Origin of the sequence: Streptomyces sp. NBC_01351 (assembly GCF_036237315.1) — a bacterium.
Lineage (GTDB): Bacteria > Actinomycetota > Actinomycetes > Streptomycetales > Streptomycetaceae > Streptomyces.
Window position 1 is genome coordinate 85,147 of sequence record NZ_CP108358.1, and the last position, 26,364, is coordinate 111,510.

Here is a 26,364-nt window from a genome sequence, read left to right on the forward strand (position 1 = left end):
ATTCAACCCTGACCGGTCTTGCCCAACTAGGTGATCCTTCTCACGGTTTGACCGGCCGTCGGAACTCCGCCGCATGGCTCCGGGCCCACTGCCCGAACGTGCGCGCCGGCCGCGAGGTCAGTCGCTCCACCTCGTCCGTGACCCCCAGCTTGGCGCCGGCCTCCTGCCGGGCGGCGCTCTCGGCCAGGGCCTGCACGACCGGCTCGGGGTAGCGCCTGCCCCATCCCGCCCGGGCCTCGTCGAGGGTCAGCTCCACGAACCGCAGGGGCCGGTCCAGTACGGACGCCAGCTGCTCGGTCTGCTCCCGCACGGACACCGCCTCGGGCCCGGTGAGGGCGTAGGCGCGCCCGTGGTGACCGGGAGCGGCCAGGACCGTCGCCGCCGCGGCGGCCACGTCCAGCGAATCGACGCAGGCGTTGCGCGAGGATCCGTACGGCGCCCGCACCACCCCGTCGCGCAGGATGCCCGGGGCCCAGCCGAGCGCGTTGGACATGAACGAGCGCGGCCGCAGCAGGGTCCAGTCCATGCCCGCGGAGCGCACCAGTTCCTCGCACTCCCGCTGGCGTCGTGTCATGCCGTCGGTGGCCAGCGGGTCGGTGACGGCGAGTGCGGACAGTTTGACCACGTGGCGCACGCCGGCGGTGCGCGCCGCCGCGAGGAGGTTCTCGTCGTGGGACAGCCGCATCGGATCGCTCGTGATGAGGAAGAGGGCGTCCGCTCCCGCGCAGGCCCGGACCAGCCCCGGGCGGTCGTCGTTGTCGACGCCGACGATCCGCCCGGGCAGTCCCGCCCGGGCCGCCCGGTCGGGGTCCCTCGTCAGCGCGGAGACCTCGTGGCCGGAGGCGAGCAGGCGGACCGCCCGGCTTCCGACGGCGCCGGTCGCGCCCGCCACCACGATGCGCTTGCGGCCCTCGCCGCCGCCGGGCCCCGGGCCGGGGGTCCGGGTGTGGGTCGCGTTCACGCTTCTCTCTTCGCGCGCTGCGGGTCGAGGTCGATGGTGGCCACGACGGCCTCGGGAGCCAGGCCCGGGAGCAGCAGCCGCCACATCCTGATCACACGGTCGGTGAGGTCCGCCCGGCCGGTCAGCAGCTGCGAGTGCAGTTGGGTACCGGTACAGGTGCCGACGATGAACTCGGCCACTTCGGAGGGGACGATCCCGTCGCGGAGCTCGCCGTCGGCCGCCGCCTGCTCCAGGCAGTCCTGCAGGATCCTCGCCCAGTCGCGGAACGAGGTCGCGTCCCGCCCTCCGAACGCGGCTTGTTCCACGCCCAGTTGGACACCGGCGCGCAGCAGCAGGTCGATCTGGAGGCGCCAGGACCACACCAGGGTGATGTCGACCAGTCGCTGCAGGCCCGCCGAGTCCAGGTACGGCATGACCGTGTCGGGCTGCCCGTTCATGACGGCGCGGGCCAGCGCTTCCTTGTCCGGGAAGTGGAAGTAGACGGCTCCGAGCGTCACACCGGCCCGCTGCGCCACCGCCCGCATGGGGGTGCCCCGGTAGCCGTGCTCTTCGAGCAGTCCGGCCGCCGCGCGGAGGATCTGTTGCCGCGTCCTGACCGAGCGTTCCTGCTTCGGCTCCTGCATCGCGCCTCGACTTCCTCGACAAGCAAAAAGAACACACGTTATGTTACGATCTCCGGCTCCCCCACCGCCAGCGGCCGGAACACGACACAGCTTGCCTGCCGTACCCGGAAGTGAACCAATGATCGAGATCCAGCCCGCGCCCGCCCGTTCCAACCCGGCGGCGTCGGCGGAGCCGCTCCAGCTGCTGGTGCACAAGAGGGAAGCGGCGGAGGTGCTCCTGACGGGCTGGTACCGCTGCGGGCCCGATGCCTTCACCGTCACCGCGCACTGGCCCGCTTCGCACAGGTTCTACGAGTCGCGCTGCGGCACCTTCGATCCGATGCTGTTCGCGGAGACCGTCCGGCAGAGCTCCCTGCTGATCTCGCACGCCGCGTACGAGGTTCCCCTCGGGCACCAGCTGATCTGGGAGGAGTTCAGCTACGCGGTCGACCCGTCGGCGATGCGGGCCGACCGCGGCCCGGCGGTGGTCGAACTCCGCCTCGCCTGCTCGGACATCGTCCGGCGCAGCGCCCGTATGGCCGCGGTCACCATGGACCTCGTGGCGCTGTCGGACGGGGTCGAGATCGGCACCGCGCGCCTGAGCTTCACCAGCAATCCGCCCGCCGTCTACAAGCGCCTGCGCTCCGGCCGCGCGGACCCCGTGGCCGCCATGGCCGCGGCCGGGCCCGCCGCTCCCGCGATACCGCCGGCCGCCGTGGCGCGCGAGCGGCGGAGGGACGTGGTGCTGTCCGACGCCGACCCGGACGGTGTCTCGGACGGCGGCCCCCGTGCCCGGTGGCTGCTGCGCACCGACACCTCGCACCCGGTCCTCTTCGACCACGTCGTGGACCACGTACCGGGGATGCTGCTGCTGGAGGCCGCCCGTCAGGCGGCGCTGGCCCGCACCTCCCTGACCCGCGCGATTCCGGCGAGGTGCGATTCGACGTTCTTCCAGTACGTGGAGTTCGACGCCCCGTGCCGGATCGTGGCGGAGCCGACGCTGCCCGACGAGCGGGGACGGCCCCGCGTAGAGGTCGTCGCGCTGCAGGCGGGGGCGGTCGCCTTCTCCTGCGTCGTGACCCTGGAGGCGCAGGTCCACGAACTGTCGGCCGCGTAGCCGGTGCACGATGGCCGGCCGGCCGCGTGGACCTCATCGGCCGCGCGCGAAACTCACGAGGCGACCTGCGCCACGCTCCTGACGGGGCGTTCCACGGGGAGCGACTGGACGTGGAGCAGCACCAAGGGGTGGAAGCGGAAGCTGTCGCCCGCCATGGCCCCCAGCCTGCCCGGGGAGCGGACCGGCTCCAGGAACGAGCCGTCGGCGAGGCTCTCCACCAGGTCCTCGGCCCGCCGCAGGGGGAGGCCGAGGACCGTGGCGGCGGAGGCCGTGGAGAACGGACGGCCTCCGAGCACCGAGAGCCGGGCGAGCAGCTCGCGGGTCTCGGTGTCGGTGCGCCGTAGCCAGCCTGCCAGTGCTCCGGCCGCGTCCAGTTCGCCGAAGGAGAGTTCGTCCAGCCGGGTGCGCTCGTCCACCAGCCGCTGGGCCAGCCGTGCCACGGACCAGTGCGGGCGGGAGGCGAGGCGCGCTCCGGCGATGCGCAGCGCGAGCGGCAGACCGGCGCAGACATCCACGAGGCCCTCCGCGGCGACCGGTTCGGCGGTGGTGCGGGCCGTGCCGACCGCCTTGGTGAGCAGGTCGAGGGATTCCTCGCGGTTCATCGGGCCGAGGGCGAGCGTGTGCGGGCCGGTCGCCGCGGCGAGGTGGACGTGCCCGGTGACCAGCGTCGCGCAGTGCGGTCCGGCCGGCAGGAGCGGGGTGAGCCCGGCGCTGTCGGCGGCGTTGTCCAGCAGGACCAGGATCCGGCGGCCCGCCGTACGGGTGCGGTAGAGCCGTACCAGTTCCTCCAGGTCGTGCACGGCGGACTCGGGCGGCTCCTGCCCGAGGGCGCGCAGGAACCGGACCAGTACGGCACGCGGATCCTTGGGGGCGCCGTCCGGACCGGCCAGGTCGGCGTGGAGCTGCCCGTCGGGGAAGTCCGCCCGGGCGGCGTGTGCGGCGTGCACGGCGAGGGCGGTCTTTCCTATGCCCGCCATGCCGGTGATCAGGCAGCGCCGCGGTTCCGCGGCGGTGAGCAGGCGGCGCAGCGCGGCCAGTTCGCGGCCGCGGCCGGTGAAGGCGACGGTGTCGGGCGGCAGCATGAAGGGCGGCGCGGGGGCAGCGGCCGGGGCAGGCGCAGGGGCGGATATGGATGCGGGGGCGGATATGGGTGGTGCGGCAGCGGGGGCAGTCCCCGCGGGCCGGCCACTGCGCGCCGCGGCGGATCCGGGCTCGGCCCCGGGCGGTGCGAGGTCCAGCGTGGCGCGCAGCAGGGCCGCGTGGGCGGCCTTCAGGGCGTTGCCCGGTTCCACGCCCAGCTCCTCGGCGAGCACCGAGCGGCCCTCGTGGAAGACGTGGAACGCGTCGGCCTGGCGGCCGCACCGGTAGAGGGCGGTCATCAGCTGGGCGCGCATCCGCTCGCGGAGCGGGAACTCGGCGACCAGCCTGGTCAGTTCGGCGACGATCTCCTGGTGGCGGCCGAGGGCGAGGTCGGCCTCGATCCTGTTCTCCAGCGTGGCGGCGCGCCCCTCCTCCCACTGCGGGACCTCTTCCTGCGCGAGGTGTTCGGTGACGTTGACCAGCATCGGGCCCTGCCACAGCTCCAGCGCGTCCCGCAGCAGGGTGCCCGCTTCGTCGTACCGGCGCTCTTGGAGGGCCTGTCTGCCGAGCCGGTCGAGGCGCTCGAATTCCACGATGTCCAGGCGGCTGTCGCCGGTCCTGATGACATAGCCGGGCGAGCGCCGCTCCAGGGTGACCTCGGGTTCCAGGAGCTTGCGCAGCCGGGAGACGTACGTGTGGAGCTGCGCGCTCATCGTGGCGGGCGGCTCGCCGCCCCACAGCAGCAGGCTGAGCCGGGTGTCGGGCACCACGCGTCCCCGGGCGAGCAGCAGGGCGGCCAGCACGGTGTGCATCTTCGTCCCCGCGAGCGCGATCCGCGCACCCTCGCGGGTGGCCTCGACCGGGCCGAGCAGCTGGAGGTCCATGGTTTCCTCTCGACGGCGGGCGGATTGAGGCTCCCTCTACCACCTTCGCCGACGGCTCTGTCGCACCGCTGTCGGATCGCTTTCCCCGTCCCGGGAGTGGGGGCCCGCGTTGAGGAGCCTGGGGTGGCATCGGGTTGACACGGCCGTACTACCGGAGCAGCGCGGCGAGTTCGGGAACCGGGGGCGTCCGGCACAAAGAGGTTCCGTATAGGTGCGCCGGGGCTCCGTGATATTCCGCCCTCCCAGTCTGAGCCAGCCCGGCGCCGGGACATCCCCGGCGCCCCTGTCCTTGGAGAACTCTGATGCGCCGTCGACTCGCCACCGTGATCGCCGCTTCCGCCGCCGCCCTCCTCGCGTTCGCCGCCCCGGCGTCCGCCGCGCCGGCCGACAAGCCGCAGGTCCTGAGCAGCTGGACGCAGACCAGTGTGACCAGCTACAACGCCTGGGTGGCGGCCCGCGGCAACCAGGGGGCCTGGTCGGCGTACGGGTTCGACTGGTCGACCGACTACTGCTCGTCCTCCCCGGACAACCCGTTCGGCTTCCCCTTCCAGACGTCCTGTGCCCGTCACGACTTCGGCTACCGCAACTACAAGGCGGCCGGCTCGTTCAGCGCGAACAAGTCGCGGCTCGACGACGCCTTCTACGCCGACCTCAAGCGCGTGTGCGCCCGCTACTCGGGTCTGACGAAGACCTCCTGCGACTCCACCGCCTGGACGTACTACCAGGCCGTGAAGGCCTTCGGGAACACCGCGGCCGTCGACAGCGGCGCCGTGGCCTGACCGTGCGGGTCCTGAGCCGGCGCCCCGTCAGGCCGCTGTGACGCGGGCGGGGCGCCTGCGGGAGACCGCCACACCGGTCAGGCAGATCGCGCCGCCGAGCAAGGTCAGCCAGGCGGGGATCTCGTCGAGGGCGATCCACGCGATGAGCACCACGACGGCGGGCACCGCGTAGGTGGTCGCGCCCATCTTCCCGGCGGTGGTCCTGGAGAGGGCGTACGTCCAGGTGGTGAAGGCGAGCGCGGTCGGGAAGAGGCCGAGGTAGATCATGTTGAGGGTGGCCGTCAGCGGGGCCTCGGGCAGTTGGGAGACCAGCTGCCCGGCGAACGGCAGGGTGAGCGCGGTGCCGATGAAGCAGCCGTACGTGGTGACCTGGATCGGGCTCGCGTACTGCAGCGCGGGCTTCTGCGCGACCACCCCGGCCCCGTAGGTGAACGCGGCGAGCAGGCAGAGCAGCACGCCGGTGAGCGAGGAGGCGCCGCCGTCGGAGGTGGACAGGCCCACCACGACCGCGCCGGCGAAGGAGACGCCCATCCCCGCCAGCAGCATCGGCGGGAACCCTTCGCGCAGCAGCCATCCTCCGAGCAGGGCGATCACGATCGGGCCGATGTTCACGATCATCGCCGCGGTGCCGGCGTCCACGCCCTGCTCGCCCCAGTTCAGCGCCACCATGTAGAGGCCGAACCACAGCACTCCCGAGACGAGGATGCCGGGCCAGGCCTGGCGCGGCGGCAGCGGGACCCGCTTGACGAGCAGCACGACCGCGAGGGCGACCGATGCCGTCAGCAGCCGTCCCAGAGCCAGCGCTCCCGGGTGGTAGTGGGGCGCCGCGGCCCGGATGGAGACGAACGCGGAAGCCCAGAGGACGACGGTGACGCCCGCCGCCGCGAGGGCACGATGATCGGTTCTGGGGCCGTCGGCTGCTTGATCCATACGGGTCAACGTACTCATGCGGCCGCCGCCTGCCTAAGCGGTTTCCCGGGCTCCGGACGCCCCCGCCCCCGTACCCGCCCCGTACCCGCTCAGGCCAGGCACTCCGGCCGGCGCCCGTGGTAGCCGGCCATCTCCTCGAACAGGGCCCCGATGTCGAGCGGGGCGCCCTCGGGCAGCCCCTGTTCCTCCGCGTACCCGCGGTGCAGGTTGGGGACCAGGCGCTCCGGGTCCAGCAGTGCGGCGTACGGGCCGAGGTCGGTGGCGCGGGCCAGTTCCACGGGGGGCACCGCGGCCGCGGCGCCCTCCTTGGCCAGGCCCTGGACCCAGCGCAGGTACGCCTCGTTGGCGTCGAGGATCTCCGGGCCGCCGACCGGGCCGTGGCCGGGGACGATCGTGGTCGCGCCCAGGGCTCGGAGCCGGTCCAGGGCCCGTAGGGAGCCCGCGACGGAGCCCATGACGCAGAAGGGCGTGACCCCGTTCATCGCGAGGTCGCCCGTGAACAGCACGCCCTGTTCGGGCAGCCAGACCACCGTGTCGTCGACGGAGTGCGCGGCCGGGCCGATGTGGACGAGCTCGGCGCGGACGGCGTCGCCCACGTGGAGCGTCATGCGGTCCCGGAAGGTCAGTTCGGGCGGGGTGATCTCGATGTCGCCCCAGCAGACGTCCGGCCACAGCCCGGCCATGTGCGTCCCGGCGGCGCCCACCAGGGTGCGGGTCTTCTCGTGGCCGATGGTGAGGGCCTCGGGGAAGAGGGAGTTGCCGTAGGTGTGGTCTCCGTGGAAGTGGGTGTTGACCACGGCGTGCGGGGGCCGTGGTGCCAGCCGCAGGGCGGCCCGGCGCAGTTGCCGGGCGCGTGCCTCGGTGGCGGCGGTGTCGACGAGCACGCTGCGGTCCCCGTCGGTGAGGATGCCCGCGTTGTTCAGGCACCAGCCGCCGTCGGGCTGCACGTACGCGTGGACGCCGTCGGCCACTTCGATGACCTCGGCGTGCGTGGGCCGTCCCGTCACCGTCCGCGCCACGTCCCCGCGATGGCGTGCGGATTGTGGTGGGCACGGTGCCAACCACTGTCGGCCGCCCGGCCCCCCGCGGCCTGCGCCGGCGCCGGCGCGGCGGTGGTGCGCCGCGCCAGCAGGGCCGTCAGGACGGCGGTGAGGGCGGCGGTCTCCTCCGCGGAGGGCTGTCCGCCGGTGATCTTCCATGGGGTGGTCATCTGTCTGCTGCCTCCTCTCACACCGGCGGGTTGCCGTGTTTGCGGGACGGGATGTCCGCGTACTTCGTGCGCAGCATGGCGAGGGCGCTGATGAGCGCGGACCGGGTCTCGGCCGGGTCGATGACGTCGTCCACGAGGCCGCGCTCGGCCGCGTAGTACGGGTGCATCAGCTCGGTCTGGTACTCCTTGATCTTCTGCGCCCGTTCGGCGTCCGGGTCCTCGGCCGCCGCGATCTCCCGGCGGAAGATGACGTTGGCGGCGCCCTCGGCGCCCATCACCGCGATCTCGTTGCCGGGCCAGGCCAGGGAGACGTCGGCGCCGATGGAGCGCGAGTCCATGACGATGTACGCGCCGCCGTAGGCCTTGCGCAGGATCAGCTGGATCCGGGGGACGGTGGCGTTGCAGTACGCGTACAGCAGCTTGGCGCCGTGCCGGATGATGCCGTTGTGCTCCTGGTCGACGCCGGGCAGGAAGCCGGGGACGTCGACGAGGGTGACCAGCGGGATGCTGAAGGCGTCGCAGAACTGCACGAAGCGGGCGGCCTTTTCACTGGCGTGGATGTCGAGGACGCCGGCCATCGCGGAGGGCTGGTTGGCGACGATGCCGGTGACGTGGCCGTCGAAGCGGGTCAGCGCGCACACGACGTTCTGCGCCCAGGCCGGCTGGACCTCGAAGTACTCGCCGTCGTCGGCTATCTCCTCGATGACCTTGCGGATGTCGTAGGCCTGGTTCGGGTTGGCCGGGACGAGGCCGAGGAGCGCGTCGGTCCGCCGGTCGGCGGGGTCGTCGGTCTCCTCGCGCGGCGGGGTCTCGCGGTTGTTGGAGGGCAGCAGCGACAGCAGGAACCGTACGTCCTCCAGGCAGCCCTCCTCGTCGTCGTAGGCGAAGGCCGCGACGCCGGAGACGGCCGCGTGGATGTCGGCGCCGCCGAGGCCGTTCTGGGTGATCTCCTCGCCGGTCACCGCGCGCACCACGTCCGGGCCGGTGATGAACATCTGCGAGGTCTCGCGGACCATGAACACGAAGTCCGTGAGGGCCGGGGAGTACGCGGCTCCGCCGGCGCACGGGCCCAGCATGACCGAGATCTGCGGGATGACGCCCGAGGCCCTGGTATTGCGCTGGAAGATGCCGCCGTAGCCGGCGAGGGCGGTGACGCCCTCCTGGATCCGGGCTCCCGCGCCGTCGTTGAGGCTGACCAGGGGGGCGCCGGCGGACACCGCGAGGTCCATCACCTTGTGGATCTTCTGCGCGTGGGCCTCGCCGAGGGCGCCGCCGAAGATGCGGAAGTCGTGCGCGTACACGAAGACCGTCCTCCCGTGGACGGTCCCCCAGCCGGTGACGACCCCGTCGGTGTAGGGCTTCTTGTGCTCCAGGCCGAATCCGGTGGCCCGGTGCCGGCGCAGGGCCTCGATCTCGTGGAACGAGCCTTCGTCGAGGAGCGCCTCGATGCGCTCCCGCGCCGTCAGCTTGCCCTTGGCGTGCTGCCGTTCGGTGGCCTTGGGGTCGGGCCCGGCGATGGCCAGGGCCTTGATCTCGGCCAGTTCCGCGGCACGGTCCTGGATGGGGGGTGGGGCGACGTCGCTGATGGTCACGGGAATCCTCCGGAGCGGTGGGGAGGTCTGCTGGGCTGCCAGACCCGCCCGCCCCGCCCGGCACCGACGGGGGCGGAGCGGGGCAGGGCGGGGCGGGCGCTGATCAGCAGGGTTGATCGGTCACGGGTTCAGTAGCGGTAGTGGTCCGGCTTGTACGGGCCCGCCACGTCGACGCCGATGTAGGCGGCCTGCTCGGGGCGGAGGGTGGTGAGGCGGACGCCGAGGGCGTCGAGGTGGAGGCGGGCGACCTTCTCGTCGAGGTGCTTCGGGAGCACGTAGACGTCGGTCGGGTACTCCTCCTGCTTGGTGAAGAGCTCGATCTGGGCCAGGGTCTGGTCCGCGAAGGAGTTCGACATCACGAAGGACGGGTGACCGGTCGCGTTGCCCAGGTTCAGCAGACGGCCCTCGGAGAGGACGATGAGGACCTTGCCGTCGGGGAACTTCCAGGTGTGGACCTGCGGCTTGACCTCGTCCTTGACGATGCCCTCGATCTTGGCGAGGCCGGCCATGTCAATCTCGTTGTCGAAGTGGCCGATGTTGCCCACGATCGCCTGGTGCTTCATCTTGGCCATGTCCGAGGCCATGATGATGTCCTTGTTGCCGGTGGTCGTGATGAAGATGTCGGCCGTCTCGACGACGTCTTCGAGGGTGGCCACCTGGTAGCCGTCCATGGCCGCCTGGAGGGCGCAGATCGGGTCGATCTCGGTGACGATGACGCGGGCGCCCTGGCCGCGCAGGGACTCGGCGCTGCCCTTGCCGACGTCGCCGTAGCCGAAGACCACGGCCGTCTTGCCGCCGATGAGGACGTCGGTGGCGCGGTTGATGCCGTCGATCAGGGAGTGGCGGCAGCCGTACTTGTTGTCGAACTTCGACTTGGTGACGGCGTCGTTCACGTTGATCGCGGGGAAGAGCAGCGCGCCCTCGCGGTGCATCTCGTACAGGCGGTGGACACCGGTGGTGGTCTCCTCCGTCACGCCACGGATGTCGGCGGCGAGGGTGACCCAGTCGATGGTGCTCTTCTGCAGCAGGCCGAGGACGAGCGCGTACTCCTCGTTGTCCGCGGTGGACAGGTCCGGGACGGAGCCGGCCTTGGCGAACTCGACGCCCTTGTGGACGAGGAGGGTGGCGTCACCGCCGTCGTCGAGGATCATGTTCGGGCCGGTGTGACCGGGCCAGGTCAGCGCCTGCTCGGTGCACCACCAGTACTCCTCCAGCGTCTCGCCCTTCCAGGCGAAGACGGGGATGCCGGCCGCCGCGATGGCCGCGGCCGCGTGGTCCTGCGTCGAGTAGATGTTGCACGACACCCAGCGGACGTCGGCGCCGAGGGCGACGAGGGTCTCGATCAGGACGGCCGTCTGCACGGTCATGTGCAGGGAGCCGGTGATCCGGGCGCCGGCCAGCGGCTGGGCCGCCGCGTACTCCCGACGGATCGACATCAGACCGGGCATCTCGTGCTCGGCCAGGGTGATCTCCTTGCGGCCGAAGGCGGCGAGGGAAAGGTCTGCGACCTTGAAGTCGGTGAATTCGGCGGTGCCGGTGGCGGCGGTGGCGGTGGACTGGCTGGGCATGGACTACTCCGGAGTGTGGGCGGCGTCGGCGTGCAGCGTCAGTTGACGTTCAGGTTCTGGTGGATCTCTCGGGTCGCCGTGGAGCGGTTGAGGGTGATGTAGTGCAGGCCGGGGGCGCCCTCGGCCAGCAGCCGCTCGGCCATGGCGGTCGCGTACTCCACTCCGATGGCGTGGCCGGCGGCCGGGTCGTCGCGTGCCGCCTCCAGGCGGCGGGCGAGGTGTTCGGGGAAGTGGGCGTCGCTCAGCTCGGAGAAGCGGCTGATCTGCCGGGCGTCCGTGGCGGGCATGATCTCGGGGATCACCGGGGTGAGACAGCCGACGGCGGCCAGCCGGTCGCGCAGCCGCAGGTAGTCCTCCACCTGGAAGAACATCTGCGTGATCGCGTAGTCGGCGCCCGCCTTGCACTTGTCGGCGAAGTGCCGGATGTCCTCGGTCCAGCCCGGGGAGCGCGGGTGGCGCTCGGGGAACGCGGCGACGCCGACGGTGAAGTCGCCCAGCCTGCGGATCAGGCTGACGAGTTCGTGCGCGTGCGTGAAGCCCTGCGGGTGCGGGGTCCACACCCCTTTCGGGTCGCCCGGCGGGTCACCGCGCAGGGCGAGGACGTCGCGGATGCCGGCGTCCGCGTACTGGCCGATGATGTGCCGCAGTTCGGCGACCGAGTGCCCGACCGCCGTCAGGTGGGCCACCGGGCGCAGCGTGGTCTCGGTGGCGATCCGCTTGGTGACCTCGACCGTGCGGTCGCGGGAGGAGCCTCCGGCTCCGTACGTGACGGAGACGAAGGAGGGCGCCAGGGCCTCGATGCGCCGGATCGCCTTCCAGAGCGTGCGCTCGCCCGCCTCGGTCTTCGGCGGGAAGAACTCGAACGAGAACGAGCGCCGGCCGCTGGCCAGCAGCTCTCGTACGTCGGGCCGGGCCGCGGGCACGGCTGCGGGTGCTGCGGGCGCGGGCGTGGGCACTGACGCGGACGCGGGGGGCGAGAGCGCCGGGTGCTCGGTGAGGACTGTTGTCATGGCTCGTTCCTTTCCGTTCCGTGGGGTCAGCGCGCGTTGAAGTACGAGGCTTCGGGGTGGTGGATGACGATGGCGTCGGTGGACTGCTCGGGGTGGAGCTGGAACTCCTCCGACAGGTGCACCCCGATCCGCTCGGGCCCGAGCAGGTCGGCGATCTTCGCGCGGTCCTCCAGGTCGGGGCAGGCGGGGTAGCCGAGGGAGTAGCGGCAGCCCTGGTACTCGGTGCGGAGCATGCCGGCCATGGACGCCGGATCGGAGCCGGCGATGCCCAGTTCGGAGCGGACGCGGGCGTGCCAGTACTCGGCCAGGGCCTCGGCGAGCTGGACGGAGAGGCCGTGCAGTTCCATGTACTCGCGGTAGGCGTCGGCGGCGAAGAGGCGGGCCGTCTCCTCGCCTATGCGGCTGCCGACGGTGACGACCTGGAGGCCGACGACGTCGGTCTCCCCCGACTCCTCGGAGCGGAAGAAGTCGGCGAGGCACAGGCGGCGGCCGCGGCGCTGGCGGGGGAAGGTGAAGCGGGTCCGCTCGGAGCCGTTCTCGTCGAGGATGATCAGGTCCTCGCCCTTGGACACGCAGGGGAAGTACCCGTGTACGACGGCCGCTTCGAGCAGTCCGTCGGTGTGCAGACGGTCGAGCCAGCCGCGCAGCCGGGGCCGTCCGTCCGTCTCGATGGTGTCGGCGTCCTTCAGGCCCCACTGGCCCTTGAACAGGGCGCTTTCGTCCAGCCAGGAGGCGTACTCCTTCAGCTGGATGCCCTTGACCACGCGGGTCCCCCAGAACGGCGGGGCGGGGACGGGGTTGTCGACGACCACGTCGGAACGGCCACCGGGGTCGGGCTCCGCCACCTGCAGGGCGGGCGTGTCCCGTTTGGCGACGCGGCGCTGTTTCAGGGGCGGAAGCTCGACGCCGGGCACTCCGCGCTTGACGCCCATGAGCGCGTCCATGAGGCGCAGGCCTTCGAAGGCGTCGCGGGCGTAGCGGACTTCGCCTTCGTAGATCTCGTGGAGGTCCTGTTCGACGTAGGCGCGGGTGAGGGCGGCGCCGCCGAGGATGACCGGGTAGTCGGCCGCCAGCTTGCGCTGGTTGAGCTCCTGGAGGTTCTCCTTCATGATCACGGTCGACTTCACCAGGAGGCCCGACATGCCGATGACGTCGGCCCTGTGCTCCTGCGCGGCTTCCAGGATCGCGGAGACCGGCTGCTTGATGCCGATGTTGACGACGTTGTAGCCGTTGTTGGTCAGGATGATGTCGACGAGGTTCTTGCCGATGTCGTGGACATCGCCGCGGACGGTGGCCAGGACGATCGTGCCCTTGCCGTCGGCGTCGGTCTTCTCCATGTGCGGTTCGAGGTAGGCGACGGCGGTCTTCATGACCTCGGCGGACTGGAGGACGAAGGGGAGCTGCATCTGGCCGGAGCCGAAGAGCTCGCCGACGACCTTCATGCCCTCCAGGAGGGTGTCGTTGACGATGGCGAGTGCGGGGCGGGTCTGGAGCGCTTCGTCGAGGTCGGCTTCGAGGCCGTTCTTCTCGCCGTCGATGATGCGGCGCTGGAGGCGCTCGTCCAGGGGCAGGGCGGCGAGTTCCTCGGCGCGGCCGGCCTTCAGGGACTTGGTGTTAACGCCCTCGAAGAGCGCCATCAGCTTCTGCAGGGGGTCGTAGCCCTCGGCGCGGCGGTCGTAGATCAGGTCGAGGGCGGTGTTGACCTGCTCGTCGTCGAAGCGGGCGATCGGCAGGATCTTCGACGCGTGGACGATCGCCGAATCCAGACCGGCCTTCACGCACTCGTCGAGGAAGACGGAGTTCAGCAGGACGCGGGCGGCCGGGTTCAGGCCGAAGGAGATGTTCGACAGGCCGAGGGTGGTCTGGACGTCCGGGTGGCGGCGCTTGAGCTCACGGATCGACTCGATCGTCGCGATGCCGTCCTTGCGGGACTCCTCCTGACCCGTGCAGATCGTGAAGGTCAGGGTGTCGATGAGGATGTCCGACTCGCGGATGCCCCAGTTGGTGGTGAGGTCGGTGATGAGCCGCTCGGCGATGGCGACCTTGTGCTCGACGGTGCGGGCCTGGCCCTGCTCGTCGATGGTCAGCGCGATCAGCGCGGCGCCGTGCTCCTGCGCCAGCTGGGTGACTTTCGCGAACCGGGATTCGGGGCCGTCGCCGTCCTCGTAGTTGACGGAGTTGATGACCGCGCGGCCGCCCAGCTTCTCCAGGCCGGCCTGGATGACGGGAACCTCGGTGGAGTCCAGAACGATCGGCAGCGTGGAGGCGGTCGCGAAACGGGCGGCCAGCTCCTGCATGTCGGCGACACCGTCGCGGCCCACGTAGTCCACGCACAGGTCGAGCATGTGCGCGCCCTCACGGATCTGGTCGCGCACCATCTCGACGCAGTCGTCCCAGCGGGCCTCCAGCATGGCCTCGCGGAACTTCTTCGACCCGTTCGCGTTCGTCCGCTCACCGATCGCCATGTAGGACGTGTCCTGCCGGAACGGCACCGTCTGATACAGCGAAGCCGCACCCGGCTCCGGCTGCGGGGTCCGCGCGGTGATCGCCGCACCCCGCACCCGCTCCACGACCTGCCGCAGGTGCTCCGGCGTCGTACCGCAGCAGCCGCCGACGAGCGAGAGCCCGTACTCGCGGACGAAGTTCTCCTGGGCGTCGGCCATCTCGGACGCGGACAGCGGATAGTGCGCGCCGTCCTTCGTGAGCACCGGCAGGCCGGCGTTGGGCATGCAGGAGATCGGGATGCGGGCGTTGCGGGCGAGGTAGCGCAGGTGCTCGCTCATCTCGGCCGGGCCGGTCGCGCAGTTCAGACCGATCATGTCGATGCCGAGCGGCTCCAGCGCCGTCAGCGCCGCACCGATCTCCGACCCCAGCAGCATCGTGCCGGTCGTCTCCACCGTCACCGAGCAGATCAGCGGGACGGACACACCCAGTGCGTCCATGGCCCGCCGGGCGCCGATGATCGAGGACTTCGTCTGGAGGAGGTCCTGCGTGGTCTCGACGAGCAGCGCGTCGGCGCCGCCCGCGAGGAGGCCCTCCGCGTTGGTCTGGTAGGCGTCGCGGATCTTGTCGTACGTGATGTGGCCCAGCGTCGGCAGCTTCGTCCCCGGCCCCATCGAGCCGAGTACCCAGCGCTGCTGACCGGTGGAGGCGGTGAACTCGTCGGCGACCTCACGCGCGATGCGCGCGCCGGCCTCGGACAGCTCGAAGTTGCGGTCGGCGATGTCGTACTCGGCGAGCGCCGCGTAGTTCGTACCGAAGGTGTTCGTCTCCACGCAGTCCACGCCCACCGAGAAGTAGGCCTCGTGGACCGTCCGCACGATGTCGGGGCGCGTCACGTTCAGGACCTCGTTGCAGCCCTCCAGCTGCTGGAAGTCCTCCATCGAGGGGTCCTGCGCCTGGAGCATCGTCCCCATGGCCCCGTCGGCGACGACCACACGGGTGGCGAGCGCCTCGCGCAGGGCATCGGCCCGGTTCACGAGCTGCCTCCCCGCGTGCCCGAGCCCAGTACGGCTTCCAGCCGCTGCCCGGCGTCCGCCCCGTACACCGTCCGCACGGTGCGCAGCAGCTCGGCGGGGTCGGCTTCGTACGACTGGGAGCCGACGGCCCGCAGGACCAGTGCGGCCATGGCGGAGCCGAGTTGGGCCGCAGCCTCCAGCGGGAGGCCCTTGCTGACCGCGGCGAGGAAACCGGAGCGGAACGCGTCGCCGACGCCGGTCGGGTCCTCGGCGGGTACGTCCGGGACGGCTTCCACGACCAGGGTCGGGGCGCCCTGGCGTTCGATGCGCACGCCCTTCGATCCGAGGGTGGTCACCCAGGTGTCGACCCGGGCGAGCACGTCCTCGACGCTCCACCCGGTGCGCTCGCGCAGCAGCGCGGACTCGTACTCGTTCGTGAACAGCCAGCGGGCTCCGTCGACGAGGCTGCGCACCTCGTCCCCGGAGAGCCGGGCCAGTTGCTGGGAGGGATCGGCTGCGAAGGGAATGCCGAGTGCGCGGCACTCCTCCGTATGGCGGACCATCGCGGCCGGGTCGTTGGGCGATACGAGGACCAGATCCAGGGGGCCGCCGGTGGCGAGGAGCCTGCTCAGGTCGATCTCGGCGGCCTCCGCCATCGCGCCCGCGTAGAAGGAGGCGATCTGGTTGGAGTCCTGGTCGGTCATGCACATGAAGCGGGCGGTCTGGTGTCCGGCGGAGACGTGCACTCCGCCGGTGTCCACACCGTGTTCCTTGAGCCAGACCTCGTACTCGCCGAAGTCGGGGCCGACCGCCCCGACGAGCAGCGGGTCGAGGCCCAGCACGCCGAGGCCGTAGGCGATGTTGGCCGCCACCCCGCCCCGCCGGACCTCCAGGGAGTCGACGAGGAAGGACAGCGAGACGTGTTCCAGCTGGTCGGGGAGGAGCTGGTCGACGAACCGGCCCGGAAAGGCCATGAGGTGATCCGTGGCGATGGATCCTGTCACCGCAATACGCACGTGGTCTCCTGGGCGGTTTGGGCCGGGCTCTCGCTGTCGGCGGGGTGGGGCGGGGGCGGGCGGGGCAGGGGTGGAGCGGGGTGTGGGGGGAGGAAGCAGCCGGGGAGCCGTCAGCGGGCGGCGGCGGCCTTGAGGGCGTCGGCCCGGTCGGTGCGCTCCCAGGTGAAGTCCGGCAGCTCGCGGCCGAAGTGGCCGTAGGCGGCGGTCTGGGCGTAGATCGGGCGGAGCAGGTCGAGGTCGCGGATGATCGCGGCGGGGCGGAGGTCGAAGACCTCGGCGATGGCGTCCTCGATCTTGGAGATCTCGGTCTTCTCCGTGCCGAAGGTCTCGACGAAGAGGCCGACGGGCTCGGCCTTGCCGATGGCGTACGCGACCTGGACCTCGCAGCGCGAGGCGAGGCCGGCGGCGACCACGTTCTTCGCGACCCAGCGCATCGCGTACGCGGCGCTGCGGTCGACCTTCGACGGGTCCTTGCCGGAGAAGGCGCCGCCGCCGTGGCGGGCCATGCCGCCGTAGGTGTCGATGATGATCTTGCGGCCGGTGAGGCCGGCGTCGCCCATCGGGCCGCCGATCTCGAAGCGGCCGGTCGGGTTGACGAGCAGGCGGTAGCCCTCGGTCTGGAGCTTGATGCCGTCCTCCGCCAGCTGGGCCAGGACGTACTCGACCACGTGCTCCTGGACGTCGGGGGCCAGCAGCCCCTCCAGGTCGATGTCGGCGGCGTGCTGGGAGGAGACGACCACGGTGTCGAGGCGGACCGCCGTGTCACCGTCGTACTCGATGGTGACCTGGGTCTTTCCGTCCGGGCGCAGGTACGGCAGGGTGCCGTTCTTGCGGACCTCGGACAGCCGGCGGGAGAGCCGGTGCGCGAGGTGGATGGGGAGCGGCATCAGCTCGGGGGTCTCGTCGGTGGCGTAGCCGAACATCAGGCCCTGGTCGCCGGCGCCCTGCTTGTCGAGCTCGTCCTCGTCGCCCTCGACCCGGTTCTCGTAGGCGGTGTCGACGCCCTGGGCGATGTCGGGGGACTGTGCGCCGATGGAGATGGAAACTCCGCAGGAGGCGCCGTCAAAGCCCTTGGCCGAGGAGTCGTAGCCGATCTCCAGGACCTTCTCGCGGACGAGCTGCGCGATCGGCGCGTAGGCCTTGGTCGTGACCTCGCCCGCGATGTGCACGAGACCGGTGGTGATGAGGGTTTCCACGGCGACGCGCGAGGTGGGGTCCTGGGCGAGGAGGGCGTCGAGAATCGTGTCGCTGATCTGGTCGGCGATCTTGTCGGGGTGGCCCTCGGTCACGGACTCCGAGGTGAACAGACGGCGGGACATGTCACTCCTGGTGGGTTGGGACGGAGGGGACTGAGGGAGCTGAGGGGGCCGAGGGGTCTCGGGAGGCTGGGTGGGCTGGAGAGGCTGGGGAGGCGGAGGTGAAACCTGGGCCCCGCACCGCCGCCGTCAGCGCGCGGGCCAGCGTCCGCAGCGGGCCGGGCCCGCCCTCCGCGGCGCCGGCGATGGCGACCGGCGGCGGGCGCCAGCCGTGTGCGGCGACCCGCTCGGCGGCCTGCCGGGCGGTGCCGCCCGCGCCGGAGAAGCCGCCGAGCAGCACCGGTTCACCCCGGGCGAGCGAGGGCCGCAGGGCGCGCAGGCACCGGGCCGGGTCCTGGCCGTCGGGCAGGGTGCCCACGGTGGCAAGGGCCTGCGGGCCGTCGTAGAGCTCGGGGAGCCCGTCGTAGCAGCCGGGCGGCGAACCCGGCGGCGGGAGCAGGCAGATCGTGCCCGCCCCGGGGCGGGCGGCCGGCCGCAGGATCCGCGCCGGAGCGGGCGGCCGGGGCCGCACCTGCGGTACGGGTGCCCCGTCGAGCAGTTCCAGGGCCCCGGCCACGTCCGGCGCGGCCCGGCCCTCGGGCAGGGCGCTCAGCAGGAGGGCGGCCTGCGCGAGCAGCGCGGCCGCGTCGGTGTCCTCGAACCGGGCGCGGTCGTGCCCGCCGGTCAGGACCAGACCGCCTTCGGTGTCGTGGTGGGCGACGAGGGCGAACGGCACCGCGGCGTGCCCCTCGACCAGCTCGGGCGCGGTCACCCGTACGCCCTCTTCGGCGAGTTCGTCCACGACCGCGCCGAGGGCGGCGGCGCTCGCGGCGGCGCTCGCGGCCGTGCCCGGCTCGAAGACGACGAGGGATTCGACGAGCGGCGGAGCGTCCGCCGTGCCCTCGCGGCGGCCCGTCCACTCCTCGATCTGGCCGGCGGACACCCATTCGTACGCCGCGCGGTCCAGGGCGTGTCCGCTGAGCTCCTCCAGCAGCAGCGCCACCGGCATCGAGGCCCGTACGCGCACGGACAGCGGGAGGGAGCTGCGCAGCGTGCCGGAGAGCAGCTCGGCGCCGTCGAGGGCGATGCCCCGGCCGGAGACGGCCGCGGAGAAGGCGACGGACACCGGGTCGGCGAGCTCGGCGGGAGCGGCGGCCCGGTACAGCAGCAGCGCCCACACCGCGTGCAGGGCGGTCGACTCGGTGGCCCCGTGACCCGCCGCCCAGGCCCGCAGCCGTACGACCTCCGGCGGCGTGAGCCGCTCCCGGCTCCACCCGTGGCCGGACCGGACCGGGTCGGCCCCGGTCGCGGAGGGCAGGGCGGGGAGGGCGGGCAGGGTGACGGCGTCGGCCGGCGGGGCGGCCCGCGACCAGAACTCCCGGGCCGCCGAGGTGTCCTGGCGGGCGAGCCAGCGCGCGTGGTCGCGCACGTCGGGCCGGCGCTCGCCGCCCAGCGGCCGGCCGTCGGCGAGGTAGGCGCGCAGGAACGCCCGCAGCAGGCCGCGCACGCTGCGGCCGTCGAGGAAGGCGTGGTGGTAGGTGAGCAGGATCCGGGTGGCCCCGGGCGGCGCGCCCTCCTGCCCCAGCAGGATGCGCAGCTGCCCCGGCCGGCGCAGGTCGAACGCGCGCAGCCGCTCGCTCCGGACGAGGGTGTGCCAGTCGGCGCCGCCCGGGTCCTGGCGTGCGATCCGCGGCTCCACCCGCGGGTGGACGGCCATCGCGGGCAGCTCTCCCACGGGGTCGGCGAAGGCAGGGTCGACGAACGCGGGATCGGCGAACGCGGGATCGGCGAGCGCCGTGCGCAGGGCGGCGTCCGCGTCGTGGAGGGTCTGCCAGGCCGCGTCGAACCGCGCCGCGTCCAGCGGCCCGTACCAGCGCACCAGCAGCTGCCCGGCGTGGATCCCGGCGCCCGGGCGCTCCAGCGCGTCGAGCAGCAGGTCCCGTTGGAGGGGCGAGGCGGGTACGGGCAGCGGGCGCGGGCCGGTGCCCGTGCGGAAGCTCTGGCGGGCCGCGCTCATCGCGTTCCTTCCTCCTCTCTCCGGTGGGTTCCTGATCGGGCTTCTCGGGCGGGCGGGCGGGCGGTCGGGCAGTCGGTCGGACGGGTCGGACGGGTCGGGGGCGACGGCTTCAGCCGGCTTCGAGTTCGGCCTCCACGGCTCCCATGAACCCCTCGTCGAACATCGTGTCCACGGCCGTGTCGCGGGCGGTGTCCAGCCCGGTGTCGGAACAGGCGGTGCTGAGCAGGTACCGCCCCAGCACCCGGTGCGTGGCGAACCACCAGGAGCCGGCGCCGGCCGCCCGAGTGCCGTCGGGTCCGAGGAACGCGCCGTCGGCCAGGCCGAAGCCGAACTCCGTGAATCCCAGCCTCAGTCCCTGTCCCAGCGCCTTGGTGTAGGCCTCCTTGAGGGTCCACAGCCGCAGCATCTCGGCGGCCTGCCGGTCCGGGGGCATCCGTTCGAGCTCGACGGCCTCTGCGGGGATGCACACGCGGTCCTTCAGCAGCTCGTAGGACATCCGGCGGCCGGCCGGTTCGACGTCCACGCCGATCCGGCCGATCCGGCTGATGCCGACGGCGATGAGGTCCTCGGTGTGGCTGAGGCTGAGGTCGATCTGACTCATGCCGCGGATGTACGGACGTCCACCGATCCGGTACGAGAGGTCGAGCGCGGCCGGCTCGGTCCGCAGGGCGGCGGCCGCCGTGTACTTGACGACCATGCGGGAGGTGACGAAGCGGTAGCGGACCGCCGCGTCGGGGGTGCGCCGGTAGCGCTGCCAGTCGCGGCCGAGCAGCGGGCGCAGCGAGGCGTCGGCGAGCGCGGCGGTCAGCCACTCCCCCCACGTCGCGTACACGACGACGCTGCCGCGCAGCTCCAGCCCCGCGGACACCTCTTCCCAGGGGCCGTCGGGTCCGGTGACGTGGACGGGCGGCGGCGCCGCCGTCAGGTTCGGCGCCGCCGGGTTCATGGGGGCCTGGTACATCCGGGCCGGGTACATCCGGGCCGGGTTCATCGGGGCCGGGTTCATCTGACGAGCTCCGTCCCGTCCAGGTCGTAGCTGCGGCCCGCGCGGTGGCGGCGGATCAGCTCGTCGAGCACCTGGGCGAGGCAGCCTTCGGGCAGGTCGGGCACGGCGATGCCGAGGCGGCTGCCGATCCGGGTGAGCGCGAGCACGGCCCAGGCGGGGTCGGCGAGGAAGGCGTCCGTGCCGTCCTGCGCCTCCCACATGCCGAGGACCGAGGCGGCCGCCAGGATCAGCGCGTACCGGTCGGCGAGCACCGCCACCCCGGGGCCGGCGAGCGTGGCCCGTGCCGCGGGCAGGGCCGCGCACCGGGTGCGCAGTTCGCGCAGCTCGCCCACGAATCCGTCGGCGAGTTCGGCGAGGGCGGCCATCTGGCCGCCGAACCGCAGGGCCGAGCCGAGCCGGTCGGCCGCGCCGACGAGGGTGGCTGCGAGGAAGTCGTCGCCCCCGGCGATGCCCAGCTGCCGGTAGTCCAGGGCGGGCAGCGCGGCCCCGCCGCCGAAGAGGCCGGGGGGCGGCTCGGGCATGCGGAACCAGGAGCGCTCGGCCAGGGAGCGCAGCTGGGGCACGATGACGGCCTGGCAGGCTGCGGTCCCGGCGTGTCCGAGGCCGGCCACCGGCAGGTCGCGGACCAGCTTGTCGAGGGCCCCGTACTGGGCGTCGCCGCGCACGTAGCCGTGGCCGCCGAGTACGCCGGCCAGCTCCTCCAGGTTCTCCCGGATCAGGTCCGGTACGACGTACTTGACGGCCGCGGCCAGCACGTTGACGTGCGCCGGCAGCAGGCTCAGGGCGCGCAGCGACACGGTGGCCATGCTGTCGGCGGCCAGCAGGTCGGCGAAGACCCCGGCGAGCGGCTTGTGCCAGCGGCGGGCCAGGGAGGCGGTGCGGCCTTCGGTGACGGCCCGTACGGCGGAGTGCAGGACGGTGTCCGCCGAGGCGACGGCGACGGAGGGGATCAGGCAGCGGTTGACCTGGAAGGTGCGCAGGGCCAGGGGCACGCCCTGGCCCTCCTCGCCGACCATGGCGTGCCCGGGCAGCGGGAAGCCGTCGAACTCCAGCCCGGAGAAGAGGCCTCCGCGCATGCCGTGCGTGGTGACGCGCGGCAGGTGGGTCAGCCGGCCGGTCGCGCGGGCGTCCGCTATCGCGTCGGAGTCGACCAGGAAGACCGAGTGGCTGCGCGGGCCGCGGGCCGGGGCGGTGCGCGCGTAGACCACGTACGCCTGGGACCGGGCGGCGTTGAGGATGACGTCCTTGCTGCCGCTGAGCCGGTAGCCCCCGGGCCCCGGCTCGGCGGTGAACTCGTCGCGCAGGATGCCGTTCGCGTGGGCCATCTCGTGGTGGACGATCGAGGCCCGGCCGCCGCCCAGGAGCACCCCCGCGAGCTCGGCGCGCTGCTGGGGGGTGCCTTCGGCCCACACCGGGGCGGAGGCGAACAGCGAGGTGATGCCGTACCCGAAGCCGAGGGCCACGTCGCGCCGGAACACGGGCCGCAGCACCTGCGCGAGGAGGTCGGCGCGGGTGAGCCGGCCGCCGTCCCCGGCGGGCACGAACTCGGCCCCCAGCCCGGCCGAGGCGAGCAGCTCCTCGGTGGCGGCCGGGGGCAGGCGCCGGGCGTCGGCGCCGGCGAGGGCGGCGATGCCGTGCCGGTTGGCGGGGTCGTGCGGGTCTCCGAGGAGCGCTTCGAGGCGGGCGGCGCGCGCGGCTGCCTCGGGTGCGCCCAGCTGCGGCCGGGTCGCGGGGGGCGGGCCGACGGGCGAGCCGACGGATGGGCCGGCGGGCAGGCCGGCGGGGGCCAGGGAGGTCGTCATGTGCGGGGCTCAACTCCCTGATCAGAGGCTGCGGACAGCGGATTCCGCGTGGTGTGCGGCGACGGCCAGCGTGGCCGTGCTGTCGCGGCCGAGTGCCCGACGTACGGAGGCACGGGCGTCGGCGAGGTCCGCGTCGGGTCCGAGCACCTCGGCTATCGCCTCCTCGCGCAGCAGGACGCTGTGCCGGGAGACGGCGGTGACGCCCGTCTCGTCGGGGAACAGCGACCATTCGCCGGTGTGCGCGGCGAACAGCGGGGTGGCCGGGGTGTCCTTGTAGACGAGCCGGTAGGCGGCCGGGAAGCAGATCCGTACGGATTCGGTGGTCTGCCGGGAGCCGTCGGCGCCGAGGGTGTCCGTGCTGACGTGCTGGATGCCGGGGGCGTCCTCGGTGACCTCGGCGCGGGTGACGTGCGAGAGGTGCGCGGGCCAGGCGTCGACCCGGTACAGGAAGTCGTAGACGAGCTCCGGCGGCGCCTGGACCTTGATCGTGTCCTCGAAGGTGAGGATCAGGTCATCGAGGCGTGCCCAGCGCTCGGCGGTCTCCTTGATGCGGTCGAGTTCGGCGCGGCTGTTGGTGTCGGTGGCGAGCCCCACCCAGGCGGCGTCGTCGGGCCGGCCGGGCGCGACGGTGAAGTCGTGGTCGAGGGTGAGCCGGGACCGGTTGGCGGAGAGTTCCTCCACGGTCCAACTGCCGCCCAGGCTGCGCGCGGGCGCCGCGGGGGTCTCCTGGCGGAACTCGACGCGGCGGGCGACGGGGTCCATGGTGCGGCGGGAGAACCAGGACTTCACCTGGCCGTTGGCGGTGACCCACATCTGGAACCGGTCCTCGGTCCCGTCGAAGTCGAGCCGTTCGACGTGCACGCTGGGCGGCATGAGCAGGGGCCACTGGGTGGTGTCGGCGATCAGGCCGTACACCACGCCCGCGGGTGCGTCCATGTCCACCGTGTAAGCCCTGTGATGTGTCCGCTCGAATGACATCGGTCCACCTCTCTCGCCCTAGGACCACGAATGTGCCCGAGCCCGCCGGAAGGCGGCTGGAAGTCCGCTTGAGGACGGTTCGGGGACGGATCGGGGAGGGTCGGGAAGGGGGCGGGTAGGGGTCGACGCGGTCGGACGGTGGCCTGTCGGACGGTGGTTCGGTCAGGCGGTGGCTCGGTCAGACCGTGACTCGGTCAGACCGTGGCGCGCTGGGCGGCCAGTGCCCGGTTGACCATGTCGAGGTAGCGGCGCGGGGTGTACGCCTCGTCGAGCTCCTCCTCGTCGAGCACCACGGAGTGGTCCCGCTCGACCCGGCCGGTGGTCTCGAGCATCGCCAGCGAGTCGTAGCCGAGGTCCCCGAAGGCGCTGTCGAGGATGTCCCCGTCGAGGTCGGTCCCCTCGGCCTCGCCGGCGCATTCGCGCAGCAGCCTGACCAGGTCCGCCAGTTCGAACTGCTCCTGTCCCATGAATCTGCCTCTCTTCCGTGCTTCCGTGCTTCCGTTGTGTCTGTCTGTCGTGTCAGGCGGCGCGGACGACGGCCGCCGCGTTGAAGCCGCCCCGGCCGCGGGCCAGCACCAGGGCGGTGCGCAGCGCCGGCCCGGTGCGCGGGGTGCCGGTGACCAGGTCCACGGGGCAGTCGGCGGCGGGGCGCACCGTGCCGGTGGTCGGCGGGATCACCTGGTCGCGCAGGGCGAGCAGGGCGGCCGCCAGGTCGAGGGCGGCGCCGCCGGCGGAGAGCCGTCCGGCCATGCTCTTGGGCGCGGTGACGGGGACCCCGTACGGGCCGAACACGGCGGCGAGGGCCTCGGCTTCGGCCCGGTCGGCCGCCCGCTCGCCGGCGGCGTCGGCGAAGACGAGGTCGACGTCGCCGGGCCGGAGTCCGGCGTCGGCGAGTGCGAGGCGCGCGGCGTCGGCGAGGCGCGGCTCCTGCGGGGAGGCGTCGAAGGTGGCCGCGTGCCCGGCGAGGCTGCCGTACACGCGGGCGCCGCGGGCGGCCGCGCCGGCGGCCTCCTCCAGGACGAGCAGCGCTCCGCCCTCGCCGACCACGTGGCCCGAGGCGTCCTCGTCGAAGGGCAGGTAGGCGCGGGCGGGGTCGGCGACGGTGCTCATGGAGCCGCCCGCGAGGTGCGCGGCCCAGCCCCAGGGGCACAGGGCGGAGTCGAGGCCGCCGGTCACCACGAGCCGGGCGCCCTTGCGGAGCTGGCGGCGTGCGTGCGCCACCGCGTCGAGGCCGCCGGCCTGTTCGGAGACGACGACGCCGGAGGCGCCGCGCAGGCCGTGCTTGATGGAGATCTGGCCGCTGTTGACGGCGTAGAACCAGGCGAAGGACTGGTACGCGCTGACGTGCTGCGGGCCCTGGCTCCACAGGGCCTGGAGCTCGCGGTGGCCGAACTCGAAGCCGCCGGAGGAGTTGGCGGTGACCACGCCCGCCGCGTACGGGGGCAGTTCGGCGATCACGGCCCCGGAGTCGTCGAGGGCCTCCTGGGCGGCGGCGAGCGACAGCCGGGTCACCCGGTCGGTCTGCGGCAGCAGCCGGCTGGAGACGTGGTCCTCGTCGACGAACCCGGGCACCTCCCCGGCGAGGCGGACCGGGTACGGGGAGGCGTCGAAGCGGGTGACCGGGCCGATGCCGCTCTCGCCGCGCAGGACGGCCGCCCACCAGGCCTCGGTGCCGAGTCCGCCCGGGGCCGCGACCCCGATGCCGGTGAAGACGGCGGTGGTCGCGGGGGCGGCGGGGTCTGCGAGGGCGGTGTTCATACGGCTGCTGCCTTCAGGCCGGGGCGGGTCAGGATCATGGCGCTCTGGAAGCCGCCGAAGCCGCTGCCGACCGTGAGGACGGTGTCGGTGCGCTGCTCGCGGGCGGTGAGCGGCGTGTAGTCGAGGTCGCAGGCCGGGTCGGGCTCGTGCAGGTTGGCGGTGGGCGGGACGACGCCGTGCTCGATGGTGAGCGCGCAGGCGGCCACTTCGAGGGCGCCGACCGCGCCGAGGGAGTGCCCGATCATCGACTTGATCGAGCTGACCGGGACCTGGTGGGCGCGCTCGCCGAGGCTGCGTTTGAAGGCGTCGGTCTCGTGCCGGTCGTTCTGCTTGGTGCCGGAGCCGTGCGCGTTGATGTAGTCCACGGCGCCCGGGTCCAGCCGTGCCTCGTCGAGCGCGGTGCGGATGGCCTCGGCCATCTCCGTGCCCTCGGGGCGCAGTCCGGTCATGTGGTACGCGTTGCTGCGCGAGGCGAAACCGGCGATCTCGGCGTAGACGTGGGCGCCGCGGCGCCGGGCGTGTTCCAGTTCCTCGATGACGAGGACGGCCGCGCCCTCGCCGAGGACGAAGCCGTTGCGGGTGCGGTCGAAGGGGCGCGAGGCGCCGGCCGGGTCGTCGTTGCGCGGGGTGGTCGCCTTGATCGCGTCGAAACAGGCCAGGCTGATCGGCGAGATGGGTGCCTCGGCGGCGCCGGTGACCATGACGTCGGCGCTGCCCTCGCGGACCAGGTCGACGGCGTGCCCGATGGCGTCCAGGCCGGAGGTGCAGCCGGTGGACACCAGGGAGACGGGGCCCTGCGCGCCGGCGGCGCGGGCGACCTCGGCGGCCATCGAGGAGGGCACGAAGTAGTCGTAGAGCTGCTCGGCGGCCCGGGCGTGGTCCACCAGCCACCGTCCGCCGCGGTCGCTGAGCTCGGCGTACTCGCGTTCCAGGCCGGTGGTGCAGCCGAGGGCGCTGCCGAGGGTGACCCCGCGGCGGGTGGGGTCGAGGGCCGCGCCCGGGCCGCCGTCGGCCAGCCCGCTGTCGGCGAGTGCCTCGCGGGCGCTGACGAGGGCGAACTGTGCGGCCCGGTCGAGCCGTTCGGCCTCGTGCGGCGCGAAGCCGTGCTCCAGGGGGTCGAAGTCGGCCTCGGCGGCGACCTGCGAGCGGTAGGGGGCGGGGTCGAGGAGGGTGATGGTGCGGGTGGCCGTGCGCCCGGAGGTGAGCAGGGACCAGAACTCCTTGGTACCGGGCTTGCCCGGGGCGACGACCCCGATCCCGGTGATGACCACGCGTCTCATCGCCTTGCCCCCCACGGGTTG

At 72.8% G+C, this 26,364-nt stretch carries 21 protein-coding genes; 2 read left to right on the plus strand and 19 right to left on the minus strand.

Translation table 11 applies throughout. The annotated features are described in order from the left end of the window. Window positions 1-40 precede the first annotated feature (40 nt). Together OG625_RS40660 and OG625_RS40665 are read right to left on the minus strand one after the other, a co-directional pair. On the minus strand, window positions 41-961 hold the full coding sequence (locus OG625_RS40660) for an NAD(P)H-binding protein (protein ID WP_329391744.1): 921 nt from the start codon (window positions 959-961) through the stop codon (window positions 41-43). Beyond that, window positions 958-1,584, minus strand: a complete 627-nt coding sequence (locus tag OG625_RS40665) for a ScbR family autoregulator-binding transcription factor (protein ID WP_329391746.1) — start codon at window positions 1,582-1,584, stop codon at window positions 958-960. Before OG625_RS40665 ends, OG625_RS40660 begins: the two co-directional genes overlap by 4 nt. 118 nt (window positions 1,585-1,702) lie before the next feature. On the opposite strand from OG625_RS40665, the gene OG625_RS40670 reads away from it, so the two are divergent. Then, the gene (locus tag OG625_RS40670; RefSeq protein ID WP_329391748.1) at window positions 1,703-2,680 is read left to right on the plus strand and encodes a ScbA/BarX family gamma-butyrolactone biosynthesis protein; all 978 of its coding nucleotides are present in this window, start codon (window positions 1,703-1,705) and stop codon (window positions 2,678-2,680) included. Between the two features lie 53 nt (window positions 2,681-2,733). Here OG625_RS40670 and OG625_RS40675 read toward each other — a convergent pair whose 3' ends face one another. After that, window positions 2,734-4,644: an AfsR/SARP family transcriptional regulator gene (locus tag OG625_RS40675; protein ID WP_329391750.1), complete on the minus strand. Its 1,911-nt coding sequence runs from the start codon at window positions 4,642-4,644 to the stop codon at window positions 2,734-2,736. Between the two features lie 302 nt (window positions 4,645-4,946). Between OG625_RS40675 and OG625_RS40680 the strand changes: the two genes are divergently transcribed. Continuing rightward, window positions 4,947-5,423, plus strand: coding sequence for a phospholipase (locus OG625_RS40680; protein WP_329391752.1), 477 nt, complete (start codon window positions 4,947-4,949; stop codon window positions 5,421-5,423). Between the two features lie 27 nt (window positions 5,424-5,450). Here the strand turns inward: OG625_RS40680 and OG625_RS40685 are convergent, their stop codons facing one another. The 16 genes from OG625_RS40685 to OG625_RS40760 all read right to left on the minus strand — a co-directional run bounded on the left by OG625_RS40685 (window position 5,451) and on the right by OG625_RS40760 (window position 26,343). Further along, entirely contained in the window at window positions 5,451-6,353 is a 903-nt protein-coding gene (locus OG625_RS40685) for a DMT family transporter (protein WP_329391754.1), read from the minus strand. 89 nt (window positions 6,354-6,442) lie between these two features. After that, complete coding sequence (locus OG625_RS40690; RefSeq protein WP_329391756.1) at window positions 6,443-7,360, minus strand: MBL fold metallo-hydrolase; 918 nt, start codon at window positions 7,358-7,360, stop codon at window positions 6,443-6,445. Beyond that, the gene (locus tag OG625_RS40695) at window positions 7,357-7,563 is read right to left on the minus strand and encodes an acyl-CoA carboxylase subunit epsilon (protein WP_329391758.1); all 207 of its coding nucleotides are present in this window, start codon (window positions 7,561-7,563) and stop codon (window positions 7,357-7,359) included. The genes OG625_RS40690 and OG625_RS40695 overlap by 4 nt, the downstream gene beginning before the upstream one ends. Window positions 7,564-7,580: 17 nt before the next feature. Continuing rightward, the gene (locus OG625_RS40700) at window positions 7,581-9,155 is read right to left on the minus strand and encodes an acyl-CoA carboxylase subunit beta (protein ID WP_329391760.1); all 1,575 of its coding nucleotides are present in this window, start codon (window positions 9,153-9,155) and stop codon (window positions 7,581-7,583) included. Window positions 9,156-9,283: 128 nt separating this feature from the next. Next, window positions 9,284-10,723, minus strand: a complete 1,440-nt coding sequence (gene ahcY / locus OG625_RS40705; RefSeq protein WP_329391762.1) for an adenosylhomocysteinase — start codon at window positions 10,721-10,723, stop codon at window positions 9,284-9,286. A gap of 38 nt (window positions 10,724-10,761) precedes the next feature. Then, complete coding sequence (metF, locus tag OG625_RS40710) at window positions 10,762-11,733, minus strand: methylenetetrahydrofolate reductase [NAD(P)H] (protein ID WP_329391764.1); 972 nt, start codon at window positions 11,731-11,733, stop codon at window positions 10,762-10,764. 26 nt (window positions 11,734-11,759) lie between these two features. Further along, the gene (gene metH / locus OG625_RS40715) at window positions 11,760-15,212 is read right to left on the minus strand and encodes a methionine synthase (protein ID WP_329391766.1); all 3,453 of its coding nucleotides are present in this window, start codon (window positions 15,210-15,212) and stop codon (window positions 11,760-11,762) included. Next, on the minus strand, window positions 15,209-16,207 hold the full coding sequence (locus OG625_RS40720; protein WP_329391769.1) for a carbohydrate kinase family protein: 999 nt from the start codon (window positions 16,205-16,207) through the stop codon (window positions 15,209-15,211). Before OG625_RS40720 ends, metH begins: the two co-directional genes overlap by 4 nt. Before the next feature lie 110 nt (window positions 16,208-16,317). Continuing rightward, entirely contained in the window at window positions 16,318-17,526 is a 1,209-nt protein-coding gene (gene metK, locus OG625_RS40725; protein WP_329391772.1) for a methionine adenosyltransferase, read from the minus strand. 1 nt (window position 17,527) lies between these two features. Continuing rightward, window positions 17,528-19,519, minus strand: coding sequence for a condensation domain-containing protein (locus tag OG625_RS40730; protein WP_329391775.1), 1,992 nt, complete (start codon window positions 19,517-19,519; stop codon window positions 17,528-17,530). 109 nt (window positions 19,520-19,628) lie between these two features. After that, a complete protein-coding gene (locus OG625_RS40735; RefSeq protein WP_329391777.1) occupies window positions 19,629-20,525 on the minus strand; it encodes a 4'-phosphopantetheinyl transferase family protein in 897 nt (298 codons plus the stop codon). Next, on the minus strand, window positions 20,522-22,327 hold the full coding sequence (locus OG625_RS40740) for an acyl-CoA dehydrogenase (RefSeq protein WP_329391779.1): 1,806 nt from the start codon (window positions 22,325-22,327) through the stop codon (window positions 20,522-20,524). Before OG625_RS40740 ends, OG625_RS40735 begins: the two co-directional genes overlap by 4 nt. 21 nt (window positions 22,328-22,348) lie before the next feature. Then, on the minus strand, window positions 22,349-23,263 hold the full coding sequence (locus tag OG625_RS40745; protein ID WP_443067935.1) for an aromatase/cyclase: 915 nt from the start codon (window positions 23,261-23,263) through the stop codon (window positions 22,349-22,351). A 236-nt stretch (window positions 23,264-23,499) separates the two neighbouring features. Then, window positions 23,500-23,772 carry an acyl carrier protein gene (locus OG625_RS40750; RefSeq protein ID WP_329391783.1) on the minus strand — a complete coding sequence of 91 codons (273 nt, stop codon included), beginning with the start codon at window positions 23,770-23,772 and terminating at the stop codon, window positions 23,500-23,502. A 52-nt stretch (window positions 23,773-23,824) separates the two neighbouring features. After that, entirely contained in the window at window positions 23,825-25,063 is a 1,239-nt protein-coding gene (locus tag OG625_RS40755) for a ketosynthase chain-length factor (RefSeq protein ID WP_329391786.1), read from the minus strand. Continuing rightward, window positions 25,060-26,343, minus strand: coding sequence for a beta-ketoacyl-[acyl-carrier-protein] synthase family protein (locus tag OG625_RS40760; RefSeq protein ID WP_329391788.1), 1,284 nt, complete (start codon window positions 26,341-26,343; stop codon window positions 25,060-25,062). The genes OG625_RS40755 and OG625_RS40760 overlap by 4 nt, the downstream gene beginning before the upstream one ends. Window positions 26,344-26,364: the final 21 nt, after the last annotated feature.